The organism is Streptomyces sp. AM25 (assembly GCF_058146165.1).
The window spans coordinates 22,531-35,763 of record NZ_JBKIWN010000030.1; the positions used below are offsets into that span (position 1 = coordinate 22,531).

The 13,233-nt window shown below is 70.0% G+C and carries 6 protein-coding genes and 1 pseudogene; 6 read left to right on the plus strand and 1 reads right to left on the minus strand.

Annotated features, from left to right (window positions below; genetic code table 11):
• Positions 1 to 13 precede the first annotated feature (13 nt).
• From ACLHRZ_RS30475 to ACLHRZ_RS30500, 6 genes and pseudogenes are all read left to right on the plus strand, one after another.
• Complete coding sequence (locus tag ACLHRZ_RS30475) at positions 14 to 1,813, plus strand: type IV secretory system conjugative DNA transfer family protein (protein WP_490421798.1); 1,800 nt, start codon at positions 14 to 16, stop codon at positions 1,811 to 1,813.
• Positions 1,810 to 3,006, plus strand: coding sequence for a DNA cytosine methyltransferase (locus ACLHRZ_RS30480; RefSeq protein WP_490421799.1), 1,197 nt, complete (start codon positions 1,810 to 1,812; stop codon positions 3,004 to 3,006). Before ACLHRZ_RS30475 ends, ACLHRZ_RS30480 begins: the two co-directional genes overlap by 4 nt.
• On the plus strand, positions 3,003 to 4,280 hold the full coding sequence (locus ACLHRZ_RS30485) for a DnaB-like helicase N-terminal domain-containing protein (protein ID WP_490421800.1): 1,278 nt from the start codon (positions 3,003 to 3,005) through the stop codon (positions 4,278 to 4,280). Before ACLHRZ_RS30480 ends, ACLHRZ_RS30485 begins: the two co-directional genes overlap by 4 nt.
• Positions 4,277 to 5,428, plus strand: coding sequence for a CAP domain-containing protein (locus ACLHRZ_RS30490; protein ID WP_490421828.1), 1,152 nt, complete (start codon positions 4,277 to 4,279; stop codon positions 5,426 to 5,428). Before ACLHRZ_RS30485 ends, ACLHRZ_RS30490 begins: the two co-directional genes overlap by 4 nt.
• 312 nt (positions 5,429 to 5,740) lie before the next feature.
• The gene (locus ACLHRZ_RS30495) at positions 5,741 to 6,985 is read left to right on the plus strand and encodes a helix-turn-helix domain-containing protein (RefSeq protein WP_490421801.1); all 1,245 of its coding nucleotides are present in this window, start codon (positions 5,741 to 5,743) and stop codon (positions 6,983 to 6,985) included.
• Positions 6,986 to 7,551: 566 nt separating this feature from the next.
• Positions 7,552 to 8,693 (plus strand): annotated as a pseudogene (locus ACLHRZ_RS30500) (IS701 family transposase).
• Between the two features lie 175 nt (positions 8,694 to 8,868).
• Here the strand turns inward: ACLHRZ_RS30500 and ACLHRZ_RS30505 are convergent.
• Positions 8,869 to 12,921, minus strand: a complete 4,053-nt coding sequence (locus ACLHRZ_RS30505; RefSeq protein WP_490421802.1) for a ricin-type beta-trefoil lectin domain protein — start codon at positions 12,919 to 12,921, stop codon at positions 8,869 to 8,871.
• Positions 12,922 to 13,233 lie beyond the last annotated feature (312 nt).

Sequence of the window (13,233 nt, forward strand, 5' to 3'; positions counted from 1 at the left end):
GAAACGACCCCGCTTGCCCTCTCGCACCCCCGTCCCCTCCTCGCCGCCGGCCACCGACGTTCTCTTCCGTGTCCTGATCGGCGCCACCGCGGTCGCCGTGCCGTTCACCGTCGTGGCCTGGCTCGGCGGCAACGCCGCCGCCCTCCTCACCGGCACCGACCCCACCACCACGTTCCACCCGGCCACCGCCGTCCTCGACCCCCACCTCCTGTGGCCGCACACCAGCACCACCGCCCTGACCCTGGGCACCCTCGTCACCCCCATCGCCGCGCTCCTGGCCCCCGCCGCCGTCGGCGCGCGCCTGTACCTGCGCCACCACGCATTCGGCGGCAAGGGCAAGGCGGTCAAGGGCATGGCCACCCGCCGGGACATCGAACCGCTGCTGGCCAAGGCCATCACGGCCAAGGCCCAGTCCCTGCGCCCCAGCCTCGCCGACACGAATGTGAAGGGGATCCCTCCGGAGCAGACCGGCATCCTCCTGGGCAACCTGGCCGGCACCCGGCACGAGGTCCGCATGGGCCTGGAGGACGTCGCCGTCGCCATCATGGCGCCGCGCTCCGGCAAGACCACCTGCCTCGCGATCCCCGCCGTCCTCACCGCCCCCGGCCCGGTCGTGCTGACCTCCAACAAGGCCGGCGGCGACGCCTACACCGCCTGCCTCGACGCCCGCGCCGCAGTGGGGCGGACCTGGACGATGGACCCGCAGCAGATCGCCCACGCCCCGCGCACCATGTGGTGGAACCCCCTCGCCGACGCCGGCAGCCTCGACGGCGCCGGGCGCCTGGCCGGGCACTTCGTCGCCGCCTCCGTCGACGGCGCACACTCCGGCGACTTCTGGACCAAGGCCGCCCAGAACATCCTCGCCCAGCTCTTCCTCGCCGCCGCCCTCGGCCAGCGCCCCATCACCGACGTGATGGAGTGGCTCGCCTTCCCCGCCGACCGCACCCCCCTCGACCTGCTGCGCGACCACCACTTCGACGCGGTCGCCGCCCAGCTCAAGGGCACCGTCGAAGGCCCGCCCGAGACCCGTGACGGCATCTACGAGACCGCCCGCCAGTACGCCGCCTGCCTCCTCAACTCCGACATCGCCGCCTGGATCACCCCCCAGGACGACATCCCCGAATTCCGCCCGGCCGACTTCACCCAGGGCCGCGACACGCTGTTCCTGCTCTCGAAGGACGGCGGCGGCGGCGCGAGCGCGCTGATCGCCGCGTGCGCGGACTCCGTGATGCGCGCCGCCACCGCCCACGCCGAACGCAACGGCGGCCGCCTGGACCCACCCATGCTCGCTGTGCTGGACGAGGCCGCCAACGTGTGCAAGATCAGCGACCTGCCCGACCTGTACTCCCACCTCGGCTCCCGCGGAATCCTGCCCGTCACGATCCTGCAGTCCTACCGCCAGGGCCAGAAAGTCTGGGGCGACGCCGGCATGGACGCCCTGTGGTCCGCGGCCACCGTCAAACTCGTCGGATCCGGCATCGACGACCCCGACTTCGCCGACAAACTCTCCCGCATGATCGGCGACCACGACGTCGCCACCGTCTCCACCTCCACCTCCGACACCGGCACCTCGAAGTCCGTCTCCATGCGGCAGGAGCGGATCCTGCCCGCCGACGCCGTCCGCGCCCTGCCCAAGGGCACCGCCATCTGCCTGGCCACCGGCCTGCGCGCCGCCATGCTCACCCTGCGCCCCTGGTACACCGAGCCCGGCGCCGACCGGATCGCCGACGCCTCCCGCCGCGCCTCGAAGGCCATCACCAGCCGCGCCATCGCCAAGACCCGCCGCCGCGACGACTACGGCCAGGCTGCTTGATCCTGGACACCTTCGCCGGGGCCGGCGGCTGGGGCCACGCCCTGTCCGTCCTCGGCGCCCGCGACGTCGGCCTGGAATGGGACGAGACGGCCTGCAAGACCCGTGCGGCCGCAGGCCAGTTGACCGTGCGGGCCGACGTGGCGCAGTACCCGGTGCAGCCCTTGGCCGGCAAGGTCGAGGGGTTCATCTCGAGTCCGCCGTGCCAGGCGTGGTCGCGGGCCGGGAAGCGGCTGGGGATCGTGGACCAGCCCCTGGTCCACCAGGCCGTCGCCGACCTCGCCGCCGGCCGCGACACCCGCACGCTGCTACTGACCGCGTGCCGCGACGAGCGCTCGCTGCTGGCCGCCGAGCCCATGCGCTACCTCCACGCCCTGCACGCCGCGGGCCAGCCCGAGTGGGCCGTGATGGAAGAAGTCCCCGACGTCCTTCCCCTGTGGCGCCAGTACGCCCACGTCCTGCGCGGATGGGGGTTCTCGGTGTGGACGGGCATCCTCAACGCGGCCGACTACGGTGTGCCGCAGACGAGGCGGCGGGCGATCCTGATCGCCTCCCGCGTCCACACCGCCCGCCCGCCGGAGCCGACCCATGCCCAAGTTCCGCACCCGCCCTCGCTGTTCGGGCCGGGGCGACGGCGGTGGGTGTCGATGGCCGAGGCGCTCGGCTGGGGCGCCACCGACCGCCCGGTGCCCACCGTGTGCGCCGGAGGCGGACCCGGTGGCGGGCCCGAACCGTTCCCCTCCGGCTCCCGCAACGCCCTGGCCTCCTCCCGTACCCGCGGAACCTGGCAACACCCCGGCGACGTCCCGGACTCCCGGGTGGCCGGGGGTGGTTCGTCGTGGATGCTGCGGAGTAACAACCAGACGAACGCCACCGTCCGCCGGGCGGACGAGCCCGCCGGCACCCTGTTCTTCGGACATCGGGCGAACGAGTGCGTCTGGGTCCCCGAACATCCCGCCTCCGCACCACCATCCGAGTCAGCACCGGACGGTGAGAGGAAGGGCCCGGCGGTCCGGATCACGGCGGCCGAGGCCGGGATCCTGCAGTCCTTCCCGGCCGGCTACCCGTGGCAGGGCACGAAGTCGCAGCAGTTCCAGCAGATCGGCAACGCCGTCCCACCCCTGCTCGCGGCCCACCTCCTCGCCCCGCACCTCCACACGCGGGTGCGGCAGAGCGACTTCGGACTCGCCGCGTGACCGGCCGTCTCGACGGCCTGCCCGGACACGAGACGATCGTGCTGGCCGAGCAGGCCCTCCTCGGCGCCCTGCTCCTCCAGCCCCGCCACCTCACCACCACCCTGGCCACGCTCGAAGCCCGGCACTTCTATCTCCCCCACCACGAAGCCCTGTTCACCGCCATGCGCCGCCTCGCCACAGCCGGGCACCCGGCCCTGCAAGACGGCGTGTCGAGCGAGAACGGGCTGGACTGGGTACAGCAGGCCACCGCGCTCGGCGCCGAACAAGCCCCCGCCCTCACCCCCGCCTACGCCTACGCCCTGATCGCCGCGTGCCCACAGCCCCGGCACGCGGCTGCGTACGGGCGGATGGTGCTGGCCGGTCACGCCCGCCGTGCCATCGCCGAACACGCCACCCGTCTGCAGCAGACCGCCCGCGAAGCCCCCCGCTCCACGGCAGGAGCCGAGCTGTCCTGCGGCCGGGCCGACGAGCTGGCCGGTGTGCTGGAGCAGCTCGCCCGGCAGTGGCGCCCCCACCCCGGCTCTTTTCCCCGCGCCGCGCCGGGCGGCCCGTCCCGGCAGGCTGGGGCCGACGAGCGGCGGGTCGCGGACGAGCAGGTGTTCCTCTCCGCCGCCACCGCCCGCCCCAGCACACTCAAGGAGATCCGCTCCTTCCTGGCGCCGGAGGACTTCGCCCTCCCGCTCCACCGGCAGCTCTACGGGGTCCTGGCCGCGCTCGACCACCGCGGCGAAGTGATCGATCCGGTGACCGTGATGTGGGAGGCGCAGCACCGCGGCGTCTTCCAGGACGGCCGGAGCGTGCTGGCCGATGTCCTCGCCGTGTGCGAGCCGTCCGGCGCCGACCCCGTCTACTGGGCCGACCGGGTCCTGGAGCACGCGCTGCTCGCCACCGCCGCAGAAGCCGCCGACCGCGTGGTGCGCTTGGCGGCCGACCCCACCCTCACCCCGCACCAGCTGATCGCTGCCTCCCGCCGGGCCCTGGGCGAGCTGACCGCCACCCGGGCCCGGAGACACCACGCCCGCCGCAGCAGACCACCCCCGCCCATGGCTGGGCCCCCGCACCGGCCGCTCCCCACCCCGACTCCCCTTACTCATCCGCCCGTTCCAGAAGGGATCGCATGCGCGACCACATACCCCCGACCCGCCCCGAGGTCGTCTTCACCCCGCACCCAGCCCACCCCACCGCCGTCATCGCCGCCCTCACCGGCAACAGTGCCCCTGTCCGCGAGGTCCTCGCCGGCCATTCCTTCCGCCCGCTCGACGAGCAGACGATGATCCTCGTCCGCCTCGACGGCGAAGAAGCCCACCACGCCCACCAGGCCGCCCGCGCCCTGTGCGAGCACGGCATCACCGTCACCCTCGACGACACCCTCCGCCGTTCCGCCGCCACGCCCGCGGCGCAGCAGACTCCGTCCGAGCCGGGGCGGGTCCGGCAGCGCGGGGCCAAGCACCGTGCCCGGTCCGCACGCACGGCCCGTACCCGGATCGGCGTCGGGGCCGGCACCGCTCTCGCCGCAGGCGGGACGCTCCTCGCGGTCCTCCTGCCCCACAACGGCGCCGACAGCCAGCGCTCCGTCGCCCTGGAGCCGACCAGCGCCACCGGCACCCTCACCCCGGCAGGCACACCGGACACGGAGGCTTCGCGGAAGCCGACAGAGCCCGGACACCAGGCCGCGACCGCCGCCCCCGTCAGCTCCCCCGCCCGTACCGGCTCCGCACCCGCCACGACCGCCGCACAAGCACGGAGAACCTCCGCGAACGACCAGCCGGAACAGCCCGACCCGGCATCCTCCCCTCACCGCAGCAGGCCCCGCGCCGGAACGCCCTCCCGCGCCCCGGACTTCACCGAGCCGCAGGCCGGCACCGCCACCCCGTGGCTGCTGCCGCTACTGACGAAGCTCACCTCCGCCTTCCACCCGCCCCTGCTGCCCCTCCCCGCGCAGACCCCGCCCGCCGCCCCGGTCACCTCCCGCAAGCTCCCCGCCCCCGGCCAGAGCACTCCGGCCCCGGCCAAGGTCGAGGCACCGGAGAAGGACGGCGCCGACCGGCTCCGGCAGGAGATCACCGACCTCGTCAACAAGGAACGCGCCACAGCCGGCTGCCCCGTCGTGCGCCTGGCCTCCCAGCTGACGAAGGCCGCACAGGGACACTCCGACGACATGGCCACCCGCCACTTCTCCGACCACACCAACCCCGACGGCAAGGAACCCGACGCACGCATCGAAGCCGCCGGATACCAGTGGACGGCGTACGGGGAGAACATCGCCGAAGGCCAGCCCGACCCCAAGACGGTGATGGACACCTGGATGCACAGCGACGGCCACCGCAAGAACATCCTCAACTGCGCCTTCACCGAGATCGGCGTCGGCATCAACCAGGACACCGGCGGCCCCCGCTGGACCCAGGTCTTCGGCACCCGGTAACCGCTCAAGCCCCGGTAGAGGCGTGTTGCGCCCAGGGACACGCTGCCACCCCGGAAGCCCCTGCACGGGCCCGATGACCGCATGACCCCGCGGGCGCGGACGTCTCGCTGCCGCCGGGCTCGTCGTCCACCACACGGGAGCCCGGCAAGGTCGTCCCCACCGTCCGCGAAGCCCTCACGGCGTAGCCAGGCGGCCGGGGCCGGGATGCGCAGAGGCGGGCGGGCCCGCAGGCTGGTGTCATGCCCCGGGCTGTCGGCCGGTGCCGGTTCCTTCGGCCGCGCGCCCTGGGGCGCGTCAGGAAGGGACGGTGTGATGGGCAGCGCAGAGTACCCCGGCGTCAATCCGCTGATGACCAGTGGTCCGGGCGGGGTGCCGGTGCCGTTGCCGTTGCGTGGTGATGTGCTGTACGCGGCGGAGACGGTGCGGGGTGAGCCGTTCATGGTGCGGGTGCTCGACGACCGTATCTGGGTGTCGCAGGTGGGCGTCGGCGAGCAGGGGCCGAGCTATCCGTGGGCGGTCGCCACGGAGAATGGTGCGGTGCCGTCGAGCGCGGTGGTGGGGGTGCCCTGTCTGTACTGGTCGGACGCGGTCGACGGGCAGAGCCTGCTGGAATACCCCTGGGAGCCTTTGCCCGCCGACGACGCGGCCGCCGGTACGGAGCTGACCCGGCGGGCGGAGCGGATGTCCCACGGCAGCGACACCTGGCTGCACCTGCGCCCCGTCCCGCGGGAGCGGATCGTGTGCCGCTGGGAGGAATACGACCAGCTCCTCGAACGGCGCCGTCACGCCGGCCAGGACGCACGCCAGGAACAGGAACGCGCACAACGGCAGCAGCGCCTGCAGACAACGGACGCCACGCTGCACGACAGCCCGCCTCCGCCCGGCGACAGGGCGGACCTGCCCCACCCTGGTGTGGACGCGCGGATCCGCCTGCGGCGCCGGCAGCTGGGGATGACCCGCGAACAGCTCGCGCGGCAGGCCGGGATGTCGCTCACGTACAGCCACCGTCTTCAGGGGCTGGGGGCCGATTTCGATCCGTCGGCGCTGATGCGCATCGCCGCCGTGCTGGAGATGCCCTACGAGGAACTGCTCCACGGCCGCCCGGACGCCACGCCCGGCCAGCAGCTGGTGGGCATGCCGGTGCTGGCGCGGATGACGGAGAAGGAATGCTGGGAGCATCTGGGCACGCACGGTCTCGGGCGCCTGGGCCACCACGGGGACGGCGAGCCCTCTCCCGTTCCCGTGGGCTACCTCGTCGACGGCCGCACCGTTATCTGCCGGACCCCCCAGGAACATGCGGCGGGGCCGGGGGGTGAGGCGGTCTTCGAGGCCGGCCATCTCGAGGACGACCTCAGCCTGGGCTGGAGCGTCACGCTCACCGGAACCACAGCGCCCGTGACCGACCCCGAGACGATCACCAGCCTCACCCGGCACCTCGACCCACAGCCCCGGACACCCAAACCGTCCGAGGCATGGGTGCGTATCACCCCCACCGAGGTGACCGGCCACACCATCCACACACGCCACGCGACGGACCAAGCAGACGGCACCGACTGAGAGGACGTCCTCTGAGAACTTCAGTGGGCTCTGCCACTTGGTGTCAGCGGTTTTGCCGTGAGGTGTCAGTAGGTAGGCGGGGCGTTGAGAATGCGGAGTCCGTATTGGACGTCGTCGGCCAGTACGGGCATGGCGTCGTCGGCGAGGACCAGGAGGCCGGCGCCGACCAGACCTGTGATGGCGGCGGCCTGCCGTGGTGAGTCGCGGTCCCGGGGCGCGGGGTCGGGTCACAGGCCACCACGGCGAGGAACTCGTCGGGGCCTGGCAGGATGTGCCGGGGCATGCAGGCCGTGAGGCCACCGAGGTTCCCGAACGGGCTGGCCGCATGCCCATGCCAGCACGCGTACCAGCGGACGCAGAAAGGGCCCCTCGGTCGCCGGTGTGATGAGTGAGATCACCACGCCGACGACCAGGGGCCCTGTCCGTCACACCTCTGACCAGCTCATCTCACCACCGCGGTACAGGATGAAAGAGGTTCAGCAGGTGCATACCGCGTGAAAGCGCGGTCCAGCTAGTACTGCAACAACAGTTGAGTGACGTGTGTGGTTCTCGCTCGTTGATGGTGCGTGGGTGGGGACGTCTCGGTTGATGAAATCCGTGGCTGGGCTGCGGGGTTGGATGCGTTGCATGCCCGGTTCCGGTTGTGTTTCCGTCGGTCGGAGCCGCGTGGGCGGGCGTTGGAGTACATGCGGGGGCTGCTGGCTCCTCTGGAGCGCAAGAACGGGTGGACGCTGGCGGAACAAGCCGGTGAGCTGGGCCCGCAGGGGATGCAGCGCATGTTGAACGAGGCGGACTGGGACGAGGACGCGGTCCGTGACTGTGTCCGTTCCTGCGTGCTGGAGCACATCGGTGCCGATGACGGGGTCCTGGTGGTCGATGAGACGGGATTTGTCAAGAAGGGGGTGCGGTCCGCGGGCGTTCAGCGGCAGTACACCGGCACGACAGGGAAGATCGACAACTGTCAGCTGGGGGTGTTCCTCGCCTATGTCTCCGGTGCGGGGCGGGCGTTGGTCGACCGGGAGTTGTACCTGCCGGTCTCGTGGACCGAGGACGATGCCCGGCGGGCGGCTGCCCGGATCGGCTCCGGTGTCGCCTTCGCGACCAAGCCCCGTCTGGCCAGGGCCATGATCGAGCGGGCGGCTGGGGCCGGGGTGCCGTTCTCGTGGGTGACCGCCGACGAGGCCTACGGGCAGGACACCGCCCTGCGCTCGTGGCTGGAGACCAGCGGCATCCCGTACGTGATGGCCGTGCCCCGCTCGTTCAGGTGCGGCCCCAGGGGCCAGAACGCCCGGACTCTTGCGGCGATCCTGCCCGCGGGCGCTTTCGAGACCCGCTCCGCCGGCGAGGGTGCCCACGGGCTTCGCGAATACGGCTGGGCCCTGGTCCAGCTCCCCGGCCAGGCCGACGGGTTCGAGGCCGGTCTGCTGATCCGCCGCAGCCTGGACCACGGCGAGCTGGCCTACTACCGGGTGCACGCACCCCAGGGCACTCCGCTCGCGGAGCTCGTGCGGGTGCGGGCATGCGCTGGGCGATCGAGGAAGCGTTCCAGGCCGCGAAGAACGAGGCCGGACTCGACCACTACCAAGTCCGCTTCTACCGGGCCTGGTACCGGCACATCACCCTCGCCATGGCCGCCGCCGCCCATCTCACCGTCCTGCGCGCAGCCTGCGGCCAGGACACGGGAAAAGAGCAACCGGCGACGGTCTGATCCGGCTCAGCCTGAACGAGATCCGCCGCCTTCTCAGCAGGATCGTCCACACCGTCCGCGACGACATCGAGCACATCCTGCACTGGTCACACTGGCGCCGACGACAGCAACACCGAGCCCGCATCAGCCACTACCGCCGCCGAGGCCACCGACCCCCATAACCGTTGTTGCAGTACTAGGAGTTGTCGCACTTCCAGAGGCTGCACCAGTACCCCTGTGACCACTGCCCGCTCGTCTCTTCAGAGCCGTCCGGGTGGACATACCGGTAGTGGGCCTTCATCGTGTACGACTTGGCCCCCACGAGGTCCCGGGGATAGTTGTTGAGGAGTCCTTTGGCAGTTTTGTCGTCGGGGGAGAGCTTGCCGAGTGACGCGTCGAATTCTCCCTTATGGGAGGCATCCCCGGACAGCTCGACTGCGATCTTCGTCCCATCCGGAAGTCCCTTCCCGTTGCTCCAGGCGAAGGTGAAGTACTCCCAGGTTGTGTGGAATTCGAACTGCACGTCCGGCTTGGAGGGCAGGGCCGTCCGGTCCACGTAGGTGAACTGGTCTCCGGTGAAGATGTGGTTCGCCATGGGCTTGCCCGGTACCTGGAGGAATCCGTGCACCTCGTCCTTCCCGGTGTTCGCCCCGATCTCCGGCCAGCGCTCCGCGGTCCGCTGCACAGGACGCGTCTCGCGGTCTTCCAAGTCGCTGTTGAGGCACACCTGGTTGCTGTAGGCGCCGGAGAAGAACTGGAAGCAGTCCTCGACGCCGGGGATGGGACGGATCGCATCGATGCGCTTGACACCCGACTTGGCGAACAGGCCCTTCAGGGTTGCCCAGTTGTCCTCGATGCTGCGGGGCTCGTTGATGATCTTTCTGTCGGCCCCGAGGCGCGCGTACCTGTCTCCGGAGAACAGGTACAGCTCACCCTGCCGCCCGGGCACCTTCATGCCGGCGGTGATCCTGCTGTCCCGCGACGCGGCGAACAGGGGTGCAAGGCCCTCCCAGTGCTCGGTCGTCTTCTTGACCTCGCCGGGAGACAGCTTCAGGTCACCTCCGCCGGACGAGGCGGAAACGCCCAGGATGTTGGCTCCGGAGAAGAGGTAGTAGCTGTCCGGGGACTGGTTGGGAACGACGCCGTCGATCTGCCTGGACGAGCCGGGTGCGGAGAGCAGCTTGCTGATCGCGTCGTTGCTGCTCTGCGCAGTCATGCTCCGTGCGGGTTCTTCGGCCTTCCAGGTCTGGCGCGCCGGGTTGCCGTCTTCGCTGGACCAGGTGGTGATGTATCCGTCCGGGTCCGCAGAGTCCAGGTACAGGCCGGTGGCGAGGTTCTTGATGCGTCCCTTGTCGTCGGGCTGCCAGCGCTGTTCGGGTGCGTTGCGGTGGGTGCACGCGTTCACGGTGACCGGGTCTCCGGCCTTCTTTCCCCCGGCCATGCACAGCCCGCCTTCGAGAGTGGTGATGCGGCCGGTGGTGCGGAAGAAGAACTCCTGCCGGGCGGGGTCGTTGGCGTCCTTCGCGTGGTTGGCCTTCTTGTTCTCGATGTCGAAGTGCAGGTACGTCTTTGCGCTGTCGGACGTGGTGGAGAGGCGGAAGGGGCGTCCGAGCGGAAGGAATCCGGGGTCGGTGAGGCCGAAGTTCTTCAGGACGTCTTCGACTTCCTCCGCTGTGACACCGGCGGGAGGATTCTTCTTCAGCTTCTCGAGAACCTCATCGTGCATCCTCTGCGAGCTCTCGTAGCAGGGGTTTCTTCCGTCCGGCATGCTGCGCCCGCACCAGATTCCGAGCTGGATGCTGCTGACGCGGTCGATGTAGGCCTGGTTGAAGTCCTTGCCCTGTTTCTCCTTCCAGGCTGCGTTCATTGCGTCGGCGATCGACTTGGCCGCTGCCTGGCGCACGATGTCGGGTGTCTTGCCGGCGAGTGCGTCCACCGCGGCGTCGGCGTCCTTGGACGCGTCGGTACGCGCCCAGTCACCGGTCTTGGGGGCGGTGTAGGCGCCTCCGCCGGCGGCTGCCGTGGCGGCGTGGGCGGTCGCCTTGACCGAGGCCCGCTGGAATTCGACGGCCTGGAGGAAGCCGATCGCCATCGCGACGACCTGGCTGCCTCCCTCCTTGGACAGCCAGCCCTTTTCCGGGTCCTGAAGGTACTTCATCAGAGAGTCGTGCCAGTCTGTGTCCCGCTTGGCCACCGCGTTTGCGACCTCCTCGTAGCGGTGGAAGTCATCAGCGGTGAGCTGCGCGATGAGGTGGTAGGCCATGGCCACGGCGAACGCCGGGCCGCCGACTCCTTCCACCCCTGCCATCTCCAGGAGACCGGCGAGCGAGGCGGCGGCATCGACACCGAGGCCCGCATAGTCCTTGTGCTCGGCATCGACCGCCAGGTTCAGCAGGTCGCCCACCCCGGGGACGATCGCCGCGACGGCAGCGGCCTTGTCCAGATCGGTGGAGTCACCGGCGAACGCACCATAGACACCGGCAAGGTACAGGGCTGCTCCGCCGGCGCCCTTCGCCCGCTCCCACGCGAGGTCTCCGGCCGGGCTCGCAAGTTTCCCGCGCGTCTTCTCATAGGGCACGTAGAAGGTGGCAGGGTCCTTCAGCGATGCCTGCATGTCCTTGGACAGCTTGATCTCTGAGACCTCGCCGATACCGGCAAGCTTCTTCCCCACCAGATCCTCGGCCCCGGCCCGCGCCTCACGACGGACCTGCTCCCAGTCCACCGTCTCCAGACACGACGCCGTCCCGGACTTGGCACACAGCTCCTTCGCCCGCTCCTGCGCCCGGCCCGGCAGCTTCTCAGCCTCCGCGACCGCCTCCGCACGCGCCTTCTCCCGGTCCACGACCGGGCGCTTCTCGGAGTCCAGACCGTAATCCTTGGCGAGGGCCGGCTCTTCCTTTTTGAACCGCTCGGTGATGTCTTTAGCGGTCTTCTCCCGCAGATCGTCCGGAGCCTTCTCCACCGGCTCGTCCGGCAGGCTGCAGATCATGTTCGCGCCGTCGCACGCGATGCCTGCCTCTCCGGCCAGGGTTACAGCGTCGGCCTTCTTGATGTCGTCCAGTGTCTTGCCCTGCAGGCTTGTGAACGCAACCCCTTCACGGACCTGGTAGATGCTGACGTCCCAGCCTTTCGGCCGTGCCTGCCCCATGCTGTAGACGGGGCGGGTTTCGCGGCCAGCTTCCTTGACGATCTGGTACTCGGAGATGCCCGCGATGTCATCGAGTGCGGCCAGACGGTCTGCATTCGTGCGGAGCTTTTCCAGTTCCTCGCCGGCGGTACCGGAGTTCCTGGCCTTGGTATACGCAGCCTCCGCCTCTTCGCGGAGTGCTGCGACTTTCCGTTCGCTCAAGGACAGGGGGATCTTGTACTGGCCCCCAGGACTCTCGATGGTCCGCCACTCCAGGGCCGGCGGGCCAGGATTTTGGGGTGCGCGCCTCACCTGCTCCACAGTGATCGCGTACTCGCGGTCGAAGGGCCCGCCGTGCGTGAGGATCTCTTCTCTGTTCGTCTTGATCTTTTTCTTGACCAGATCCGACAGATCCCCCTCCGGCAAAGGAGGTATCTCTTCAGCGCCGGTCGACTGGGTGCCGGCGAGGAAGTGCCCCGCATGGATGGCTTCGTGTCCGAACGCCTCCCAGGGCAGCAGGAAGTTCTGCCGTCCGTTCATTACCCCGAAGTCATAGATGTCGCGCGGGGAGTACTGCAGGAATCCCCATGAGCCGACCCCCGGAGTCTTCGCCCGCTTAGAGTCGAAAGCCCCGGCCTTGGGGTATCCCCACTTCTCTGTCTTGGCGAGGGAGGCATCCTCCTTCACAGGAGAGATGAACAGGACCTCATCCCGGACTTTTCCGTCCGCACTCTTTGGCCGGACCGGAGCATCCGGCAGGGACACCTTGCCAAAAGACTCGACCAGGCGCTTCCCCTGGGGCGAGCTGCTCTTGAGCCGTTCGAGATTCTCCCGGACGTCCTCGACATACTTCTTCATCACGTCAGCGGGGACATTCTCCGGCGGCGGATTGTGCTCACCGGGCATCTTCGCCCCCTGCAGATCGACGACGTTGTACACGTCGACGACGCGGACACCGGGCGCAACCTCGTACGTCCACACCCGCAGAGGAGCATCGCGATGCCCCACACGCGGGAGGTCCACCAGAACCGGGTTGAAGGGCCGCAGCTCCTCCGGGACCTGCGGCGACGGCGAGCCTTCGGCGACCGGCAGGGCACTGTGCGTGGGAGCGCGCGACGCCAAGGCCGGTATGCCACTCCAAGCCGCCACACCACTCCCGGCCGCCCGCAATGCCAGCGGCAGCTGGCCAGCTGCCTTACGGCCAGAAGGCGCCGGGGCAGCGGATGCAGCCAGTGCCGCGGGGGCAATGGCTCCCAGAAGGCTGCTTGTGACGAGCGTACCGATCAGCATCACTCGCGTCGATCTCTTGAAAACTGTTCTCATCTGCTTCTCTTGGGCCCGCCACATCGACCAGCCGATGCCGCCCGCCACCCAGGACAGGGGAAGGCCGCGCCACCTGGGCGACGGGAATGTTCACTGCGGGATGCAAGACCG

Coding starts and splice junctions, on each gene's coding strand:
- ACLHRZ_RS30490 (WP_490421828.1), top strand. CDS start 4,277: ATGATCCTCGTCCGCCTCGACGGCGAAGAAGCCCACCACGCCCACCAG.
- ACLHRZ_RS30495 (WP_490421801.1), top strand. CDS start 5,741: ATGGGCAGCGCAGAGTACCCCGGCGTCAATCCGCTGATGACCAGTGGT.